This is a genomic window from Wolbachia endosymbiont (group B) of Scrobipalpa ocellatella, from assembly GCF_964188425.1.
GTDB lineage: Bacteria > Pseudomonadota > Alphaproteobacteria > Rickettsiales > Anaplasmataceae > Wolbachia.
Map to the genome: position 1 here is coordinate 1,365,215 of NZ_OZ077190.1, position 19,803 is coordinate 1,385,017.

At 34.0% G+C, this 19,803-nt stretch carries 23 protein-coding genes; 16 read left to right on the forward strand and 7 right to left on the reverse strand.

The window, feature by feature from the left end:
• The first annotated feature begins 19 nt into the window (after nucleotides 1–19).
• A complete protein-coding gene (locus AB3210_RS06515; RefSeq protein WP_006014513.1) occupies nucleotides 20–862 on the forward strand; it encodes a ParA family protein in 843 nt (280 codons plus the stop codon).
• Nucleotides 859–1,722: a ParB/RepB/Spo0J family partition protein gene (locus AB3210_RS06520; protein ID WP_052264974.1), complete on the forward strand. Its 864-nt coding sequence runs from the start codon at nucleotides 859–861 to the stop codon at nucleotides 1,720–1,722. Before AB3210_RS06515 ends, AB3210_RS06520 begins: the two co-directional genes overlap by 4 nt.
• Nucleotides 1,723–1,809: 87 nt before the next feature.
• Here the strand turns inward: AB3210_RS06520 and ispD are convergent, their stop codons facing one another.
• Complete coding sequence (gene ispD / locus AB3210_RS06525; RefSeq protein WP_052264975.1) at nucleotides 1,810–3,015, reverse strand: 2-C-methyl-D-erythritol 4-phosphate cytidylyltransferase; 1,206 nt, start codon at nucleotides 3,013–3,015, stop codon at nucleotides 1,810–1,812.
• 277 nt (nucleotides 3,016–3,292) lie between these two features.
• The gene (locus AB3210_RS06530) at nucleotides 3,293–3,439 is read right to left on the reverse strand and encodes a hypothetical protein (protein ID WP_019236829.1); all 147 of its coding nucleotides are present in this window, start codon (nucleotides 3,437–3,439) and stop codon (nucleotides 3,293–3,295) included.
• Here AB3210_RS06530 and AB3210_RS06535 point away from each other — a divergent pair.
• The 10 genes from AB3210_RS06535 to AB3210_RS06580 all read left to right on the forward strand — a co-directional run bounded on the left by AB3210_RS06535 (nucleotide 3,438) and on the right by AB3210_RS06580 (nucleotide 11,938).
• Nucleotides 3,438–4,004 carry an alpha/beta hydrolase gene (locus AB3210_RS06535; protein WP_052264976.1) on the forward strand — a complete coding sequence of 189 codons (567 nt, stop codon included), beginning with the start codon at nucleotides 3,438–3,440 and terminating at the stop codon, nucleotides 4,002–4,004. The genes AB3210_RS06530 and AB3210_RS06535 overlap by 2 nt on opposite strands.
• Before the next feature lie 49 nt (nucleotides 4,005–4,053).
• A complete protein-coding gene (locus tag AB3210_RS06540; RefSeq protein ID WP_026097254.1) occupies nucleotides 4,054–5,127 on the forward strand; it encodes an AI-2E family transporter in 1,074 nt (357 codons plus the stop codon).
• Between the two features lie 44 nt (nucleotides 5,128–5,171).
• Nucleotides 5,172–5,369 (forward strand): hypothetical protein, encoded by a 198-nt coding sequence (locus AB3210_RS06545; RefSeq protein WP_230609272.1) that lies wholly within the window; start codon nucleotides 5,172–5,174, stop codon nucleotides 5,367–5,369.
• A 435-nt stretch (nucleotides 5,370–5,804) separates the two neighbouring features.
• A complete protein-coding gene (gene ltrA, locus AB3210_RS06550; protein ID WP_096097167.1) occupies nucleotides 5,805–7,352 on the forward strand; it encodes a group II intron reverse transcriptase/maturase in 1,548 nt (515 codons plus the stop codon).
• Complete coding sequence (locus AB3210_RS06555; protein ID WP_012481963.1) at nucleotides 7,349–7,510, forward strand: hypothetical protein; 162 nt, start codon at nucleotides 7,349–7,351, stop codon at nucleotides 7,508–7,510. Before ltrA ends, AB3210_RS06555 begins: the two co-directional genes overlap by 4 nt.
• Before the next feature lie 18 nt (nucleotides 7,511–7,528).
• Entirely contained in the window at nucleotides 7,529–8,164 is a 636-nt protein-coding gene (locus tag AB3210_RS06560) for a DnaA ATPase domain-containing protein (protein WP_007302365.1), read from the forward strand.
• A 371-nt stretch (nucleotides 8,165–8,535) separates the two neighbouring features.
• On the forward strand, nucleotides 8,536–9,522 hold the full coding sequence (locus tag AB3210_RS06565; RefSeq protein ID WP_007302367.1) for a site-specific tyrosine recombinase: 987 nt from the start codon (nucleotides 8,536–8,538) through the stop codon (nucleotides 9,520–9,522).
• Nucleotides 9,523–9,578: 56 nt separating this feature from the next.
• Entirely contained in the window at nucleotides 9,579–10,304 is a 726-nt protein-coding gene (locus tag AB3210_RS06570) for a lysophospholipid acyltransferase family protein (protein WP_052265025.1), read from the forward strand.
• A 43-nt stretch (nucleotides 10,305–10,347) separates the two neighbouring features.
• Nucleotides 10,348–10,617, forward strand: a complete 270-nt coding sequence (rpsT, locus tag AB3210_RS06575; RefSeq protein ID WP_007302369.1) for a 30S ribosomal protein S20 — start codon at nucleotides 10,348–10,350, stop codon at nucleotides 10,615–10,617.
• Nucleotides 10,618–10,696: 79 nt separating this feature from the next.
• Nucleotides 10,697–11,938, forward strand: coding sequence for a citrate synthase (locus AB3210_RS06580; protein ID WP_007302370.1), 1,242 nt, complete (start codon nucleotides 10,697–10,699; stop codon nucleotides 11,936–11,938).
• 40 nt (nucleotides 11,939–11,978) lie between these two features.
• On the opposite strand, the gene AB3210_RS06585 is transcribed toward AB3210_RS06580, so the two are convergent.
• Complete coding sequence (locus AB3210_RS06585; RefSeq protein WP_265013670.1) at nucleotides 11,979–13,451, reverse strand: hypothetical protein; 1,473 nt, start codon at nucleotides 13,449–13,451, stop codon at nucleotides 11,979–11,981.
• Between the two features lie 29 nt (nucleotides 13,452–13,480).
• Nucleotides 13,481–13,669 carry a hypothetical protein gene (locus AB3210_RS06590; RefSeq protein WP_264336132.1) on the reverse strand — a complete coding sequence of 63 codons (189 nt, stop codon included), beginning with the start codon at nucleotides 13,667–13,669 and terminating at the stop codon, nucleotides 13,481–13,483.
• A gap of 645 nt (nucleotides 13,670–14,314) precedes the next feature.
• Here AB3210_RS06590 and AB3210_RS06595 point away from each other — a divergent pair.
• Both AB3210_RS06595 and AB3210_RS06600 read left to right on the forward strand, forming a co-directional pair.
• Nucleotides 14,315–14,608 (forward strand): GIY-YIG nuclease family protein, encoded by a 294-nt coding sequence (locus AB3210_RS06595; protein ID WP_139686762.1) that lies wholly within the window; start codon nucleotides 14,315–14,317, stop codon nucleotides 14,606–14,608.
• A gap of 408 nt (nucleotides 14,609–15,016) precedes the next feature.
• On the forward strand, nucleotides 15,017–15,157 hold the full coding sequence (locus AB3210_RS06600; RefSeq protein ID WP_180708358.1) for a hypothetical protein: 141 nt from the start codon (nucleotides 15,017–15,019) through the stop codon (nucleotides 15,155–15,157).
• Here AB3210_RS06600 and AB3210_RS06605 read toward each other — a convergent pair.
• The 3 genes from AB3210_RS06605 to ruvA all read right to left on the reverse strand — a co-directional run bounded on the left by AB3210_RS06605 (nucleotide 15,138) and on the right by ruvA (nucleotide 18,200).
• Nucleotides 15,138–16,373 carry a hypothetical protein gene (locus tag AB3210_RS06605; RefSeq protein ID WP_265013671.1) on the reverse strand — a complete coding sequence of 412 codons (1,236 nt, stop codon included), beginning with the start codon at nucleotides 16,371–16,373 and terminating at the stop codon, nucleotides 15,138–15,140. The genes AB3210_RS06600 and AB3210_RS06605 overlap by 20 nt on opposite strands.
• A gap of 268 nt (nucleotides 16,374–16,641) precedes the next feature.
• Nucleotides 16,642–17,631 carry a Holliday junction branch migration DNA helicase RuvB gene (gene ruvB, locus AB3210_RS06610; protein WP_052265003.1) on the reverse strand — a complete coding sequence of 330 codons (990 nt, stop codon included), beginning with the start codon at nucleotides 17,629–17,631 and terminating at the stop codon, nucleotides 16,642–16,644.
• Nucleotides 17,628–18,200 (reverse strand): Holliday junction branch migration protein RuvA, encoded by a 573-nt coding sequence (gene ruvA, locus AB3210_RS06615; RefSeq protein ID WP_007302375.1) that lies wholly within the window; start codon nucleotides 18,198–18,200, stop codon nucleotides 17,628–17,630. The genes ruvB and ruvA overlap by 4 nt, the downstream gene beginning before the upstream one ends.
• Before the next feature lie 300 nt (nucleotides 18,201–18,500).
• Here ruvA and AB3210_RS06620 point away from each other — a divergent pair, with 300 nt between their 5' ends.
• Both AB3210_RS06620 and AB3210_RS06625 read left to right on the forward strand, forming a co-directional pair.
• Nucleotides 18,501–19,025, forward strand: a complete 525-nt coding sequence (locus AB3210_RS06620) for a c-type cytochrome (protein WP_007302376.1) — start codon at nucleotides 18,501–18,503, stop codon at nucleotides 19,023–19,025.
• 1 nt (nucleotide 19,026) lies between these two features.
• Nucleotides 19,027–19,782, forward strand: coding sequence for an alpha/beta hydrolase (locus AB3210_RS06625; protein WP_007302377.1), 756 nt, complete (start codon nucleotides 19,027–19,029; stop codon nucleotides 19,780–19,782).
• Nucleotides 19,783–19,803 lie beyond the last annotated feature (21 nt).

Genomic DNA, 19,803 nt, shown 5'->3' on the forward strand with positions numbered 1-19,803 from the left:
TATACATAAGATAAAAGGCGTGAGCAAGATCATTGCAATAGTAAATCAAAAGGGTGGAGTTGGTAAAACTACAACTAGTATAAATTTATCAACAGCCTTTGCTGCTGTGGGAAAAAGTACTTTACTGGTAGATCTTGACCCTCAAGGAAATGCTAGTACAGGACTTGGGATTTCTTATCGTAGCAGGGAAGAAAAAAATATATATAAAATACTGCTGAGCAGCGAAAGTGAATTGGTGGAATCGGCAATTTTCAATATAAAGGAAATTCCAAATCTATCGCTGATTTCATCAGTGGTTGACTTATCAGCTGCAGAAATTGAGCTATCACAACTTGAGCAGGGAAAATTCGTACTAAAAGATACGCTAGAGAAAGTACGTAATAATTATGAGTACATAATTATCGATTGTCCTCCATCACTTGGTCTGCTTACTATCAATGCTCTGACCGCTGCTGACTCGATTATTGTTCCTCTTCAGTGTGAATTTTTCGCTCTGGAAGGATTGAGCCATTTAGTTAAGACTGTAGAGCTGATAAAAAGAAATAACCTAAACCCTTTCCTGTTAATAGAAGGAATATTGCTCACAATGTATGACAGACGCAACAAACTTAGTGAGCAGATTAAAAATGATATTTGCCAATATTTAAATGATAAAGTATATAAAACTATTATCCCCTTGTATGAGACCATTATTCCACGTAATGTACGGTTATCAGAAGCGCCTTCTCATGGAAAACCTGCTATTGTATATGATCTTAAGTGTCCTGGTGCACAAGCATATATAAGTTTGGCAAAAGAAATTTTAAAGAAACACATGAGCATCTGTAAAGAGAAAAAGCTGATAAGTGAGGGTGCAGCGTGAAGGACAATAGGCGCTTAGGTAGAGGTCTTGCTGGCCTCATAGGCGATAATTATGGTAATAAAGAAGATCGGTTACCTATTTCATTACTACACCCGAGCAAATTTCAGCCGAGAAAATATTTTGATGAGGAGTCATTAAAAGAACTTGCAGGTTCGATAGAGAAAAATGGTATAATACAACCTGTTGTGGTGCGCAAAGATCCAAGTAATGAAGGTTATGAAATAGTAGCAGGGGAACGTCGTTGGCGAGCAAGTAAGGTCATAAATCTTGATAGTGTGCCGGTTATCATAAAAGATTTAAATGACAAGGAATGCTTAGAAGTATCGATAATTGAAAACATACAGAGGCAAGATATTAATCCAATAGAAGAAGGTGAGGCGTACAGAAAACTAATAGATGAATTCTCCTATACACACGAAGAATTAGCCTTAACTTTAGGTAAAAGCCGCAGTCACATAACCAATATGATACGAATGCTGTCACTCCCTAATGGAGTAAAAACAATGATCAACGAGAAAAAATTGTCTATGGGTCATGCAAGAGCATTGATTAATGTTGAAAATGCGGAAAGTATTGCAGAAAGAATAGTTTCTCAGGGCCTGAGCGTTAGGCGAACTGAAAAATTGATAAAAGACTTACAACAAAATAACGACCGAAAAGAGCATAAGTGTACTAAAAATCAAGATATGGCAGTATTAGAAGGAGCTATATCTTCTCAGCTTGGTTTAAAGATCAAAATTAATGACAGTAATTCTAAGGGTAAAGTCATGATACGTTATAACAACTCAAATGAATTGGATTTTATATTGAAAATTTTGAATAGAAGACTTGAATCAGCTATTAATGTCGAAAGTAGCTGATAGAAATTTCTTGACAAACCTTCCCACTTTCCTTGCAATGGAAGTGAAATGGTGGAGTTTGTCAAGTAAGTTATTTCGTTTCTACCTTCAATAAAAATTTGCACGCAATAGCACAGAAGCATACGTTGCTATTCCCTCATTTCTTCCAATAGAACCTAATTTTTCCGCTGTGGTTGCTTTGATATTTACGAATTCACCATTAATTTCTAATATTTTTGATATGAATTCCTTCATTCCTGCTTTGTAAGGCGATATTTTAGGCTCTTCACAAACTATAGTAATATCTAAATTAGACACGCTATATCCTTTTTCCTGTGCTTTTTTAGCAGCAAAGTCAAGAAAATGAGATGAATTGCAATCCTTCCATTTAGAGGAATTAGGAGGAAAATGTTCTCCTATATCGCCACATCCTAGTGCTCCGAGTATTGCATCAACGATTGCATGTATTGCAACATCACCATCGGAATGTGCCTCTATTGCCATATTATGCTCAATTTCCACACCGCAAATTTTTATAAAGCTCTTAGCATCATTTTGAATTTTAACAAATTTATGTATATCATAACTGGTTCCGACACGGAATTTTGGCTCTCCAAAGAGAAGTTTTGCCATATTGATATCCTCTTTTGTAGTTAACTTAAAATTCTTTTTCTCACCTTCAATAATCGCAACATGTTTTTTATGCTCTACCATTAGTGATGAATCATCAGTAAATTCTTTGACTGATTGATGGCACGATAATAATTCTCTGAAATTAAAAATTTGAGGAGTTTGCATGGCTCTAAGTTTTTCTCTTGAAATCGTAGATTCAATGAAATTATTACTCACCAACGATATAGTATCCTCGACTTCTATTGCTGGAACTACTCCTGTATATTGACCATTAATCATAGATTCAATCAAGTTGTTTATTAGAATATTTGATACAAAAGGCCTACAAGCGTCATGTATAATAACAAAATCTGGATTGATCTTTTGCAAACTCTCCAGTCCAAGTTTAACTGAACTCTGCCTGCTTTTTCCTCCACATACTGGACTCAGCAATTTAGTATCTATAGTTGATGACGTAACTTCTTTATAGAAATCTTTTTGACTTTCATTCACTACCACTCTTATGTAACTTATGTACTGATTAGCTAAGAATTTCCTAATTGTGTGAAATAAAACAGACTTACCTGCCAATTTTATATACTGTTTAGGGATTTTGGCATTGCATCTACTGCCTACTCCTGCTGCAACTATTAATGCTGCTATCTTGTATTCCTCAAGTCTGTTAGTGTACATGCTTACCATTTTCGGTGTTAATACAAGTTATCTAGCATTTTAAAAAAGTTGATCCAATTCTCAAAAAAGAATATTCTTTTACTAGGTGTAATATATGCTAGAGGAAAATAATACACGTTGCTAAGTATAATAAAGAAAATGAGATACATCTTATATTTTTTCATGGAATAGGTGATAATTATAAGAATGCGGCCAGGTATATACAAGATAGATCTACATATCTCCATAGGTCTAATTTTCACACTCATGCACATAAATACCCAATTGCATTTCAAAACTATATAACTTACGCAATAGCTAGTTTCTTGTTTTTAGGAACATCAATACTATTACCAACTTTAATATTACTTACTAATCCAATGACATCTAGTACAGCAAGTTTAGCCATCTTAGCAGCTTTAACTTGTACCTTTTTATCTGTACCACCACTCATGATTCCATTTATAAATAAGAATCAAAGCTTATCTAAGTCTTCAATAGAAAAAATCAATGAATTAATGGAGAAGGGTGTGAAATCGGAAAATATAATACTTTTCGGCCATTCTTTTGGGGGAGCAGTTGCATCAGAAGTATTAAAATATTTTACAGACAAAAATATTAAACTTGGAGGCGTTATTTTTACTAGCACTTTCAGCTCTTTTCATAATGCAATAAAGCATTTTCCAATTCCTCAAGCAAAAATTTTAAGTGTACTGCCCTCATGCTTATTGAAAAAGATGCTTAAGGTCCTAAATTTAGATTTTGATATAGTAAGCAATATACAAAAGCTACAAAATGATAATATACCAATAGTAGTCATTAATCATGAAAGAGACACCTTAATACCATATCCTGCACAATTGGCAAAGGCAGTAGATGATCTATTGTTAAATAGAAATTCGATTAAGATCGTTAATCTGAGAGGCTTTACAGATAACCCGCATAACGGAGTTTTATCTAGTTGGCAATTGAGTGAAAATTTGGCTGATCTCATGCCTAATAAAATAATGAATAGGTAGTACTTACAAAAAACTTTATATTTTTCGGTAAATTAACTATTCTAAACACATGCAAAAACGTCATATAACTATTTGTTGTGTACTGCTTTTCATAATAGGGGCATTATTTTTGATGCGTCCTATGATTGTTCCGTGTCTAATATCTGTTTTTGTTGCACATCTATTTAACCCGCTAGTAACCAAGTTTGAAAAATATAGAATACCGCGTTCATGTTCTGTAGTTTTTATAACACTTGCCTTATTGATAGCTTTTATATTAGTTATTACATTTGTTTTACCTATTATATATTTTCAAATTACTTTAATATTAAATTTCTTAGTAAATAAGATACCTTCATTAAAGCTTAAAGTGATTCCTTCTGTGCTAGAATTTCTTAATATAAAAACTGAAGATAGTTTATTTGATCATTTGTCTAAAAATCTAGTAGAAAATTACAGTGATTATATATCTTATTTTATAAATGCTCTTAGCATGGGCAGTAATCTTATAATTCAAGTGCTAAATTCAAGCTTTAATTTGATTTACATGGTATCATTAATAGCTATTACGCTTGTGGTGTTTTTTTATGTATTACGTGATTGGCCTGCAATTGTAGAAAAGGCTAATAAACTAATTCCCATTCTTTACAGAGAAAAAGCTGCAGGTTATTTTTCTAAAGTAGATTTCATTATATCTAATTACCTAAAGGGACAGTTAAACGTATGTATAGTCATGATGATCTTTTACTCCGTGGGCCTTAGCATAATTGGGCTGAAGCATTCTGTAGCTATTGGAATTTTATCAGGAACATTAACATTTATACCCTATATAGGGCCATTATTATACACTATTATCGGATTTTTGAGCGCCATTACTCAATTTAGTGGATGGTTTGAAAGTACTGCTGTCTTGCTATTATTTAGTGTTGGTCAATTAATAGACTCAAGCATATTAGTGCCTTTATTAATAGGAAAAAAAGTTCATATACATCCAACTATCATTATTTTAGGAGTTGTCATATGCACCTCATATTTTGGGTTTATAGGTATATTATTTTTTATTCCAATAATAGCAATGTTCAGTGTATTAGTAGAATATGCAGTCAATAAATATTTTGAAAGTGAGCTTTATAAAAATGGCTAATTAGTTCACGATAAAAAAAGGATCTCTGATACATTTGAGAGATGGTGCGACCTGAAAGTCTTCGGTCATATTGTTTAAAAGGAGAGGAATTCATTCAGAAAGAAACTGAAAGGATTCTAAAACTTATTAAACCAGATGTTTTGCCGTCTGAGTCTACGCATCAGTGCGAATCGGGCAACCGGTTGGTGCCAAGCGATGCGGACAATGAACCTCCTCTTGAAAAAGAAGATGCTCAATCGTGAGAGGGGCATAAACTGCAAGCATCATGTGGTTGGAGGGCTAGGCTAGTGGTATGGTGAACGTAAGTGAAGCTTTATAAGTACCGATACGATGAAAGAGCTAAAGATGCTGATAAGCTCTGACCAAAAGGTAATGTGGATAAGTTACATTTTTCATTTCTAGATGTACGCAAATAATAACTCCACCGGTATAGAGAAGCCACCTAACCCACTGTTGTATGACTGGAGAAACAGGGTAAGCCTGTATTTTCGCCTACATGGCAAGCAAACCGCAAGGAATGCTGATGGAAGTGCAGGTAAAGGAGAATGGAGAAAGCGAATGCCATTTTGTAACGAAATGGATAGAATTTGTAACATTAATTCGCGTGAAAACGAGCAGACTTCCATTTGGTCCCTCGTGACAAGAAACTTTGTTAACCACTTAAGGTAGGAAAGCAGATGATTACAAGTAAACCTGTAAGTTCATCTACCGAAAGCTTTGAAGCATGGAAGCAATTGCCATGGAAGAAATGCCAGAAAGTTATTGTGAGGCTACAAAGACGTATTGTTAAGGCTGTCCAAGAAGGAAGATGGGGTAAGGTAAAAGCTTTACAACATCTTCTCACACGCTCTTTTAGCGGAAAAGCTTTGGCTGTTAAGAGAGTAACTGAAAACCAAGGAAAAACCACAGCAGGTGTAGATCGTCAACTATGGTCAACTTGCAATGCTAAATTTCAAGGAATAAAGCTGTTAAAACAAAGAGGATATAAACCTTCTCCGCTCAAACGAATTTATATCAGTAAATCTAATGGCAAAAGAAGGCCTCTCGGTATACCCACGATAAAAGATAGAGCGATGCAAGCATTATATCTGTTTGCTCTGGAACCGATAGCTGAAACGATCAGTGATCGTCACTCCTATGGCTTTAGACCTAAAAGATCCTGCGCGGATGCTATTGCTGCTTGTCACTTATTACTGGCAAGACGCAATCGACCACAATGGATACTAGAAGGTGATATCAAAGGGTGCTTTGACAACATTAACCATGAATGGCTTATGAAGCATATTCCTATGGAAAAGAAAATTCTTCATAGATGGTTAAAAGCTGGTTTCCTAGAATCGAAAACTCTGTATCCCACAACTGCTGGCACTCCGCAAGGAAGTATAATTTCTCCAATACTAGCTAACTTTACCTTAGATGGTCTTGAACAGTTATTAGAAAGTCGCTTTGGTAAATTAGGTAGCAAAAGAAGAGGAAAAATCAGAAGTGGAGTGAATGTAATCAGGTACGCAGACGACTTTATTATTTCAGGTTTCACACATGAAGTACTGGAAAAGGAAGTTAAGCCTTTAGTATCATCTTTTCTTCATGAGCGAGGTTTAATTCTGTCAGAAGAGAAGACAAAGATTACATCTATTACAACAGGGTTTGACTTTCTTGGTTGTAATGTACGTAGATATAATAAGAAGTTAATTATTAAACCTTCGAAAGAAAGTATTAAAAGACTTCTTAATAAAGCACGTACATTGATAAAAGCAAATATAGCGAACACTCAGGCTATAGTAATTAAGTCACTCAACTCTCTACTGAGAGGATGGGGAAATTACTATCACCATGTGTGTGCTAAAAAAGCGTTTAGAAAGATCGACAATGAAATTTGGCATAGTTTATGGAAATGGGCAAAGAAAAGACATCCTCGTAAAGGATTACGTTGGATAAAGAATCGTTACTTCAAAGTAATGGGTCAACGCCAATGGGTTTTTGCTGCACCCATATGCAAGAACAAACCAAAAGAGATACGGTATTTAAGACTGCTTAAGCTGATTGATATACCTATCAGACGACATGTTAAAATCAGAGCGGATGCAAATCCCCTTGACTTAAAATGGAAAAAGTATTTTGATGAGAGAGTGAAACGAACAAGAATGTTAGCAAGCTCCTTTTCAAGAGAAGGTTCTCTACTGTTGGTGTCACCATTAAGAATGATGTTTCCTGAGGAATCATGAAGGACAAGCCGGTTCTAGAAAAGAAGAACTTAGATAAGGGGCTCAAGCGTAGTGTGGGGAAACCTGCATGCTGCGTTTCTAAGGGAGGGGGTAGTAGTAATACTGCTTCCTTACCTGACCAAGTAAATTTTTATGCAAAAATTATTATCAAAAAGTAGTAATGTAAGAGGCTTTACGTGCAATTAAATTTATTTAACAATAATCAAGTTGATTATTGTTGGCAAAATTATATCACCTTAGATGAAAATAAGCACGTATATAACTCAATAGTTAATGATTTATCTTGGAAATGCCTGATTCTTTTTGGACCTAACAGCTCTGGGAAAACTCACCTTGCTCATATCTGGCAATCAAAAAACGATGCTATTTTCATTGATGTAAATAATTTTGTAAGCGAAATGAGGTACAGCGATGCGTTTATTTTAGAAGATGTACAAAACATTAAAGATGAGGAAATGTTGTTACATTGTTATAATTACATGAAAGAAAATGATAAGAGACTGCTAATTACTTCTTCGATTTTACCGAAAAAGCTTAACTTCAAACTAAAAGATTTAAGCTCGCGAATATTATCAACTATCAGCGTAAAAATTTTACCTGCAAGCGAAGAATTATTAAGAATTATGCTAATAAAACAATTTTCAGATAAACAGTTAAAAATTGATCTAAAGGTAATTGATTATATTCTAGCAAGAATAGAACGTTCTTTCCACAGCATTAATAAAGTTATAGAAAAAATAGATAATGAATCTATAGGATCAAATGTAACCATTCCTTTTATTAACACTTTATTAAAAAAAAGTGCCAATTGATTCCTTTTTTTGTAAGGTATTTATTACATATATTAAAAATTTATTAATACCCATACAATAATGAAGTTGAAATCACTATTTCTTTATGTTAAAATTATAATAAATACTATGATATAATAAGAATAAACAGACATAGCTAAGGGAAATTTTATACGATAGTAAAACTTACTTTACAGGATGTTTTTTATAGACTCAATGTGATAATTGAAATATGGTAAAAATAAGATCAAATTTAAAAAAAAGGTTAAAACAAAGGTTTGTAGTACTTACTTTATTGATAAATGCTTTGTTTATCTCATATTTTCTTATAAAAAACACAAAAAATACTTTCAATCAAATTATAGTCAAAGAAATAAATATAGGAGCTGATAATGAAAAATAAACAACCACAAAATAAAAAAGAGAATCTTTACATCACGTATTACATAGATGCTTTGGTTTCTGAAAAATCCTCTACACAAAATACTTTGGAAAGTTATCGTTCAGATTTACACCAACTTGAAAAATTTTTATTAGAAGGAGGCACTACCTTAGTTGGTGCAAGTAAAGCTAATATTAAAGATTATGTAAACTTTTTACGTACACAAAAGAAATATAAAACTAGTTCTATATCAAGAAAAATATCTGCTATCAAAAATTTCTATAAGTGCCTATTTAATGATGGAATAATAGATTTTAATCCAGCACCGGCTAATGATAATGAATTAAGAAATCCAAAGGTTTCCCGTCCTTTGCCTAAGTATTTAAGTGTTCAAGAAATATTTTTGCTCATGGAAACAGTAAAAAAATCAGCAAGCGGATCGAATAAAGAGATAAGCAGTAAAAGGCTATGTGCAATTTTAGATATTCTTTACTCTTCCGGGATGCGTGTTTCTGAACTAATTAATATGAAGTTATGTGAAGTATTACATTTAGTAAACGGTAATGGTAAAGAAGGCTATATAATAATAAAGGGAAAAAGTAGCAGAGAAAGGCAAATCCTTTTTAATGAGCAAGCATTGCAAAGTCTTAAAAATTATTTATCAATTCGTGACAATCTGCTTCCTAACAACAAAAAATCTGATTGGCTATTCCCAGGTGATAAACCTAATAAACCCATTACAAGGCAAAGAGTTGGTCAATTAATAAAGGAATTAGCAAGAAAGTGCGATATTGATGAAAATAAAATCTCTCCACATGTGATTAGGCATTCTCTTGCTACCCATCTACTGAATAGCGGAGCAAATATTGTGCTGATACAAAAAATTCTTGGCCATACTAATCTTTCTACAACACAAATATATACTCATATTGCTAATGAAAAGTTAAAGGACAAATTAGCTGATTCTCATCCTATTACTCAGATGATCAATAATTAAACTTATTGCTTTTAGTTTTGTAGTAAAGTTAAATTCAAATAAGTTTACGTGTGTTTGTGATTGCAAGTTTATTGTTTAATTTACTCCTTATATTATGGGAAGTATTCTATACTTTAATTACTCTCCCTGTAATTTTCTTTCCTGAGTGTGTAATAACCATTTTCCTTGTTTGCTCGGTGAGAGTTGTATTATTCATGTTGCGTTTATTATGTGGCACTAAATATGAAGTGAGGGGAATGGAAAACATTCCTAAGCAACCTTTTATAATTGCATCTAAACACCAATCTCCATTTGAAACATTTATTTTTATACTACTCTTTAGAAAAGCAGTTTTTATTTTAAAACGTGAATTGAAATGGATTCCATTCATTGGTTTACATCTTATAGCGCTGAAAATGATTTTTATTAACCGTTCAGATGGTATCAGTTCTATACGCCATATAATTAAACTAGCAAAAATGCATATAAAAGAAAATAGAAGCATAATAATATTTCCTGAAGGCACAAGAACGACTATAAACCAAAATATAAAATATCAATCGGGTATTGCTGCTTTATATAGCGTATTATCTGTTCCTGTGTTACCGATTGCTTTAAACACTGGTTTGTTTTGGCCAAAAAGCATACTTTCTCTGAGAAAGAATCCCGGAAAGGCGGTAATAGAAATATTACCTCCCATATATCCTGGGTTAAACAAAAATGAATTCTTGCAAAGTTTAGAAAAAATCATTGAAGAAAGAAGTAGTAGATTAATTGCAGAAAAAACTGATATTGCAAATTAACAAAAAAACTTTATAATTAAAAGAAAAGTACAGGTATTAATATATGGCAAATCATAAGAGTGCTAAAAAAATGATGAAGGTAATAGCAAAGCGTACTTTAGTAAATAAGATGCGAAAAAGCAAAACTCGTACTGCTATTAGAAGATTAGTTGATATAATCAAGTCTGGTGACAAAGAGAATGTTGTCTTGGCATTTCGGAATGCTGAATCCAATTTACACAAATGTGTAAATAAAGGTGTCATTCATAGGAATACTGCTGCACGTAAAATAAGTCGCTTAAATGCAAAAGTAAAAGCATTGATGACCGCTTAATACGGTTAATGTAAAGTTAACTGTATTAATATATACTTTTCAGTTTGTATATTCTGTATAAAATTAAGTAGCTCAAGTGATGGATAAAAAAGCATTATTGGAACTAAGTAATGGGTCAAAAATTGATCTGCCCGTATTAAGTGGAACAGTAGGTCCTGACGTGTTAAATATTAAGGATTTATATAAGACGACAGGATTATTCACTTATGATCCGGGGTTTGTTTCCACAGCTTCATGCTCTTCCACAATTACATTCATTGATGGAGATGAAGGAGTTCTTAAGTATAGGGGACATGATATAGCTGATTTGGCAGAGAATAATAGTTTTACTGCTGTGATTTATTTATTGCTCTATGGTGAACTACCCAGTTCAGAGCAACACAAAAAATTTCTTCTCAAAATACAAGAATCATCCAAAGTATCAGAGCAAGTTACAAATGTAATCAAAGCATTTCCAAAAACTGCTCACCCTATGTCGATTTTAGTTGCATGTTTTGCAAATTTGTCAGCATCTTACCATGAAACACATGGCAACAATGTCAATGGTGAAGATTTAGATTTTGGAATTTCTGCAATAGCACAAGTTCCTGCAATTGTTGCAATGATTTATAGACATATCAACAATCAGGAATTCACAAATGCTAATAATAAATTAAGTTATAGTGAGAATTTCTTAAATATGATATTTGGCAGTGCTGTTAATAATACCCTTTTTGTAAAAGCTCTGGATAAAATATTTACTCTCCATGCTGATCATGAACAGAATGCTTCTACAGCAGCTGTCAGATTGGTAGGGTCAGCTGGTTCTAATCTATTTGCAAGCCTGTCTGCAGGAGTTGCTACACTTTGGGGTCCAGCACACGGTGGAGCTAATGAGGCAGTTATAAATATGCTAAAAGAGATAGAGCAAAGTGGAGATGTAGATAGATTCATTGAGAAAGCTAAAGATGATAAAGATCCATTTAAGCTAATGGGATTTGGACATCGTGTTTATAAAAACTATGATCCGCGCGCGCTTATATTAAAGGATGCTTGTCATGAGATTTTAAGCAAACTAGAGCAAAACAATGAATTACTTGAAATTGCAAAAAAACTTGAAGAAATAGCTTTAAAGGATGAGTATTTTATTACACGTAAGTTGTATCCAAATGTTGATTTTTATTCAGGTATAATAATGAATGCTATCGGTATCCCTTCAAGTATGTTTACACCCATTTTTGCACTTGCAAGAACCACTGGTTGGGTTGCCCAGTGGTATGAAATGGTAAACGATAAAGAAACCAAGATTTGTAGGCCAAGGCAGCTCTACCTTGGCAAATAACCTTTCATTCACAATTCATCTTTGAATAGCCTAATTTCCTTTAGCTATAAATACAGCAAGATGATTTTTTACTAGTTGATGTCTGCTTTTTTGCAGAACATTGGTCAGGCTGTGATATAGAAGGTTGGTTAAATGTTGTTTCGGGCTTATTAAAAGAAGATCGTGCTGAAGAAGGGCCAAAGCCACTATCTTTAGCCGAAGCATCATCCCCACCTTTACCTTCACCATAGTAGTCAGGCCTAAGGAATTTGCTTGTGTTTCCATTATGTGATTTACCTATAACTGAATTCTTAGGTGAACCAGCAAAACCACTATCTGCACTTGGTCCATCCGTCCCTACTTTTTCTTCAAGAGTTTGTGGTTTCATAGCTTGCACACGCGCAGGATCAATGGATAGCTTATATTTAACTTTATCTTTATCTTCGCTGATTAAAGAGCTCTCCATGATCTTATCCATCACACAGTAAGCAATGTCTGGGTTACGAAAGTCTATTGCATATATTTGTTCGGCACCATATGTTGGAAGACCTCTTTCTGCAATATCATCTTTTACATCACGCAATACTTTTGTACCACCAAACACCTTATTATTAATATGATCAACTTCTTTTTCATTTAAAAACTCTATGTAATTACCACAATCAATAACAGGAGCTAAAATTGAAAACTCATCTTTACTTTCTTTGTGAGAAGTATGCCACATAGAATCAATTGGTAGGTGCGGTAGTGCCTTACAAATAAAATCAACAACTGCGAACTTCAGAGTGTCATTCATTTCATCCTCGGTACTTGAAACTTCCAAATCACGACAATGAAAGGATAATTCATGCTTTGCTATGTCTTTAATGAGCTTAGGATTATCAAAAATGCTTTTCTTTAGATATACATAATTTCCTTTCTCTTCTAAAAAATCCTTAGTTTTTTTAGGACCATTTTCATAACCTTTTATCCTCGATGAGAGCAAATCTACAAAAGAACGTTGCAAATTTCTATCAACACACTCCGCACCATATAGATAAGATCCCTTATCAAAGACTTCATCAATTATATTATAATCTACATGATTTTCTATCTCCTCCTCTATATCATCTGATAGATCCTCACAACCTAGTTCCGATTTTTTGTCTTCTTTTTCTTGCTCTTTAATAAGATCTGTTGTAAATCGCGCAAGTTCATTAGCTAGCAAAAACTTTAGATTAGAAACCACCTCTTTTCTCATTGGCACCAAAAATTTATTACCTACAGTCGATTTTCCTTGATCAAAGTTAAAAGGAAAAAACTTTGTATAAAAATTATCATCAAGAATACTTTCATCCGGACAAAATCTTTTTACTACTTTTTCTCTCATACTTTTCAAGTACCCCTTGCACTGATCAATAGTCATATTATTATCAAACGAGATAACAATATGATCGTTCTTTACAGTAAAATTAGTAACAACAGCATTACTGAAACGAAGAATACTATTAAATGCTTTTACTAATTCTCGATTTATTTCACTTTTATTAGGCATAACGCCACCTCTCTAATTAATCAACATAATTACTTGCCACCCATACTGCTGCTCTGACCACTCTTACTACTACTGGATTGATTTTGTTTCATTCGCTCTTGTTCACGCTTAATCCTATCGCTGAAATTATCTATTCTCTTTGGATCTAAATCTTTTTTATAAATCCTTGTTCTCCCTGAATCAGGTACTTTTTTATTTGGATCATTATTACCATCCATATTAGCCTCCGAATTAAATTATTATGTAATGAGTATATTAAGAATCAATTATCAGCACAAGCAGTTTTTTAACATAAATTTTATTCACCATTTTTATACTCCTGGATTCCAGACTGGGATGACAAGAGAAGAAGTGCTGGAATAACAACTTTTTAAATTAAGTTTTCTGGATCCCAGTGTCAGCTACTTGGATGACAAGAGAGAGAGCTACTTGTCCGCCATGTCATTCCAGCACTTGATGCTGGAATCCAGATGAAAAACCAGTGTCACGCACTGGGATGACAAGAGAGAGCTACTTGTCCGCCATGTCATTCCAGCACTTGATGCTGGAATCTAGAAGAAAAATGGATCCTAAACTGGAATGACAACTTTTTTAAACTAAGTTTTCTGGATCCCAGTGTCAGCTACTTGGATGACAACGGAGGGGCCACTTGCATGACAGCCTTTTAAAATTGGTTGACACCTTTTTGGTACACAACCTTTGGTGCATTATGCACTCAAGACAATGTCATTCCAGCACTTCCTCTCTTGTCATTCAAGTAGCCTCTTTGGTATCAAAGAATAGCCTCTTTGGTGTCATCAAGTAGCTCCTTTAATGTCATTCCAGTGCTTGACACTGGAATCTAGTAAATTTATTTATTATATATGAAAAGTTATTATATTTATATACTTGCAAGTGAACGCAATGGAACCCTATATACAGGTATAACATCAAATTTGACTAAACGAATTTGGGAACACAAAAGCAAAGCCATCTCTGGTTTCACGTCAAAGTACAATGTTTGTAAACTAGTCTATTTTGAAGAATTTCAAGAGATAAACTTAGCAATTAGTAGAGAAAAACTCCTAAAAAGCTGGCAGAGAAAATGGAAAATAAACTTAATTGAAAAAACAAATCAAGAATGGAAAGATTTATATGATGAAATTGTGTCTGGATGACAGTGTCTGAGTACACAACTGTACGAACATTGTAATATGGCGCATCGTTGGCACTGGCTTCCATTCAAGACGGTGTCATTCCAGTCTGGAATCTAGAAGAGAAAATGGATCCTAAACTGAAATAACAACTCTTTTAAACTAAGTTCTCTGGATCCCAGTGTCACGCACTGGGATGACAAGAGAGGAGGTAATGGGATGACATCAAAGGAGGCACTGGAATGAAAATGAAGGGCTACCTGAATGACAGACCGGTTTTCATTCAAATTTTATTCAAGACGATGTCATTCCAGCGCGTGACGCTGGAATCTAGAAGAGAAAATGGATCCTAGACTGAAATGACAACTTTTTTAAACTAAGTTCCTGGATCCCAGTGTCAAGCACTGGGATGACAAGAGAGGAGGCACTGAGATGACAACAAAGGGGCCACTTGAAGACAAGAGAGAGCTACTTGTCCGCCATGTCATTCCAGCACTTGATGCTGGAATCCAGATAAAAAACCAGTCTGAAATGAAAAAAAAAGAGAGAACCTTTACACACCTCTCTCTTTGACTGAAGAAGCATGGTTTTCAACTCTCACATCATCAGTTAATCCTCCTGGCAATTCCACAGCAGCATTAGACTTTTGCTGATCACCAAGCTTTCTCTCGCAGGAAGATCCATTTAGCTCTTTTTTCTTTGTTCTCCTTGTATCCTTATCACATTTTTGTCTTTTAACTCTCCTGTGTTCCTTTCGCTCTGGAGCAGGTGGACAGACAGCTAATTTTGGTTTTTCAGTTTTCTCTTCTTTTGCTTCTTTCTTTTCTTTATTCATTTTTTCCAGTTTTTGTACTTCACTATCTTTGTGACTTATAACAGGTTTAGGTAGAGTGTCTACTAATTTTTCTATAGGCTTTGGTAAAATAGCACGTTCTTGCTTATTCAGAGTGATTGGCATTGGAACTTGAGATGAAAAATTAAAGAGGTGAACTGGCGCAACTTCATTCACTTTTGTTTCTATTTCTTGACGAACTTCTTTTGATTCTGTTTTTTCTGCTTTTTTGTCTCTTTTTTCCTCAGTTACATCTTGCTCTACTACTGCTGCTAAATCAACTGCAAAAATTTCTGCAAACATTGCAATGACTGAGCCCACGAGAAAAGTTTGAAGCTTCAATTTTAAATTTTGCAACGCTTGCAAACGTTCGAGTATTGCTATTTCTTCTTCAGGAGATAACTCACCGCTGAGTAATTTCTCCTGCAATTCTTTTATCTCTTTGTCTAGCCTTTTATCCCAACTTAAATCTAAATCTTTTTTGAAGATCTTTGTAACTAATTCCTTAAGCTTATCACGCAAAAACTTAATTATCGAAAGAAGCAGATTTTTCTCTTTCTTCTCCTTGAGCATTTTGTAGACTTTCGGATCTACATTTACTTCAAAAAGATTAAAGAGGGATTCAAAGAAATTTGCGAATACCCCTTGATTATCATCAGTAAAGTAATCCTCATTATCTTGTATCTGTAGCTCTACTTGAGATAATGTTTCATCAATGCAACTCGCAGCCTGACGCTCAAGCTCTATTCTCTTGAGCTCAGCTTTCCTAGCAAGCTCCTCCATGAATCCTTTTAATTCATTGAGCTTCTGCTCTGCAGAGAGATCTTGCTCTCTGATTCGATTAATGTAGATTGAGCTACCGTCCTCTTCGTTGTTATTGATTAAAAAATTTTTCATTGCTTTTTCTCCATTAATTGAATTACTGTTTCTATAATTGTTTAGAAGGCTTTTTACCATTTTATCTTAAGTCTATAAAATACAATAACTCAATCTTATAATATGAAGTATTTAATAAGTATTAATCTTAAAAAATATCAATAAATTATTGATATTTTTACATTCATACTATATACAGCCTAGCATATATTACGTAATTTTTCAAGAACATATTCACTATAACAGAAGACTTTCTTATTTGCCTCTAAAACACCTGCAAATCATATAATAAAAGAATATTATAATGTTTAATGTAATACTATACAATGTTATAAAATATAGTATAATACTAGCATACCACTGAATTAATGCTGAGATATTCCCTTGCTTGATCAGTTAAAACACGTCCTCTTGGTGTGCGCTTTACAAAACTGACCTTGATTAAATAAGGTTCTACTGTTTCTTCAATATTGCCAACATCTTCAGATAGTGCAATAGATATGGTGTCAATTCCAACAGGTCCTGAGGTGTTAAACAAAAATCTCAGATAATCCATATCTAATTTATTTAGTCCCATTTTATCTATACCCAATTTTGATAGTGCAGAACCGGCAATTTCACAGGTAATTTTTTTATCATCTTTTACTTCAACAAAATCTCTTATTCTTCTGAGTAATCTCAAAGCAATTCTTGGAGTACCACGGGCGCGGCAGGCAATTTCCTGCACAGCATCCTTTTCGATTTCAGCACAAAGAACTCTTGCACCTCTTTTGATAATATCAATCAGTTCCTCAAAAGAATAAAACTCAAGATGCAGGGGAATACCAAAACGATCCCTCAGCGGTGCAGAAAGCAGTCCAAGCCGTGTTGTTGCCCCAATCAGTGTAAATGGTGGTAAATCTATTCTTAAAGTTCTGGTAGATGGGCCCTCACCTACTAGTATATCTAGGCAAAAATCTTCCATAGCAGTATATAAAACTTCCTCAATGCTACGATTTAATCTATGGATCTCATCGATAAATAGAACATCTTTTGCATTTAAAGTAGTGAGCACTGCAGCTAAGTCCCCAGCTTTACTAAGCAATGGACCAGAAGTTGCACGAAAGCTAACCCTTAACTCCTTAGAGACAATTTGTGCTAAAGTTGTTTTACCAAGCCCTGGAGGACCATAGAGCAATACGTGATCCAAAGCTTCAGCTCTCGTCTGTGCAGCATTTATAAACACTTTTAAATTTTGTATTAAGTCTTTTTGCCCGACAAAATCATCAAGTTGCTCAGGCCGGATATTTAAATTACGTACATCTTCAGAGTATTCCTTACTACATGATATTGACTTCATATTGTTTTAAGCGCCATACGAATAATATCTTTAGTGTCCAAGTTTGGTGATTCATCTTCTATTTTTTTTATTGTATCATAAGCTTTTGTTCTTTCATATCCAAGATTGATCAAAGCTGAAAGAGCATCTTCACTAATTGAGTGAAAATGATTGTTATTTATCTCTAATTTACTTACTTTGCCATTCAGCTCAGTAATAATTCGATTTATGAGTTTCAGGCCAAGTCCACTCACCTTAAGTGCTAGTTTATCCTCATTTATAATTGCCAAAAACAGTTGCTCTGGAGTTAATTTGCTCAAAATTGACATTGCGGTTTTATAGCTGACACCGCTCACTTTAACTAATAAACGCAGACACTGCTGTTCTTCTTTACTTATAAAGCCATATAGCTGAGTAACGTTTTCTCTGCTATTTGCATAAGTGTCGATAAGTAATTTTACTCTACTTCCAATCGAACAAGCACTTAAAGTTTTGGCTGAAAGATATACTATGTAGCCAACATCATTCACATTCAGGATTATGTGATCGCTACACACCTCATCAACTATTCCTCTTAGATTTCCTATCATTTCTAGTACTTTATAAAATTCAGTTTAAATGCTCCTGAATCTTAGGTCAAGCAAACGAACATTATATGAAGTAGTTCCAGTTTCAATCATTGCAGACAAGTTTGCAGGAAATCTATTTTAATATGTTATTCCAGATCATTATGTAATTGAACCACAAGTTACTCCGATAGAAATAGAATTGCAGTCTCCTAACTTAGCTAAGTAATAGAAATTTCTATCTTTGGTGAAATAAAGGTAATTGTTTACTGTTTGCGAAAATATTTGCATAATTTAAGTAACATTACTTGATAAGAATTAACTATGGAGCTTAATAAGATTGCAGCATCGATTTTACTTTCTGGATTAATAATTATGATAGTTAGTAATGTAGTTGATATGCTCTACAACCCAGAGGATTATAAAATTGAACACCAAACAATAGTAGCAGCCAGCAATGAGCCTCAACAAAAGATTGAACAAGTGGCACTTGATATTGGAGAGCTCATGCAGAATGCTAGCTTTGAAAAAGGCAAGTCAGCAGCAAAAAAATGTATAGCTTGTCATAGTTTTGAGAAAGGTGGAATGAATAAAGTGGGGCCAAACTTATGGAACGTGGTTGGAAATAAAAAGGCCCATCTTGGCAGCTCATTCAATTACTCAAAAGCACTACTTGAAAAAGGTGGGAAATGGGAGTATGAGGAGTTATTTGCTTTTTTAAAAAATCCAAAAGCCTACATAAAAGGTACACGTATGGCATTTGCAGGCATTTCCAATCCACAAGAGATTGCAGATCTAGTCAGCTATTTGCGTTCGATGAGCGATAGTCCGGTTGCCTTGCCAAAGTAGTATGAATTATTGTAAATTACTCGATGGAAGTAATGGCCATATAGCATATCGAAAGCTACAAGGAAAGAAGGCTTCTATAGTTTTTTTTAGTGGTTTTGCATCCAATATGGATGGAACTAAAGCAACTGCCGTTTACAAATTTTGCCAAGAAAATGATATAGCACTTGTGCTCTTTGATTATTTTGGCCATGGTAATTCAAGCGGTGATTTTGCTGATTATACAATAAGTGATTGGCAAAAAAATTGTGCTAAAGTGATAAGTGAATTAACTAGCAATAAACAAATAATTATAGGTTCAAGTATGGGAGGATGGCTGATGCTGCTCACTGCTCTTCAATTTCCAGAAAAAATTGCAGCATTAATCGGCATATCGTCTGCTCCTGATTTTACTGAAGATTTGATATTCAAGCAATTGTCAGGCAAGCAAAAAGAAGAACTAGGTTCTAAAGGTGTAATAGATTTTACTTCGGAGCATTGTGCATACAAAATAACTAAAAATCTGATCGAAGACGGTAGAAAGAACCTTCTTTTAAACAGAGAAGCAATAGATATAAACTGTCCTGTGCGCTTATTGCATAGCATTAATGATAAAGATGTTCCTTATCAAACTTCATTGAATTTAGCTGAAAAAATTAAGTCAACAGACGTTGAAGTACACTTAATAAAATCAGCAGAACACAACATGTCTGATAATCATTCACTGAAAATTTTATTTAAGACCATCAGAGAATTTTTGCCAGGAGAAATATATAATTGAAGTAATTCAGATGTGTTTGTC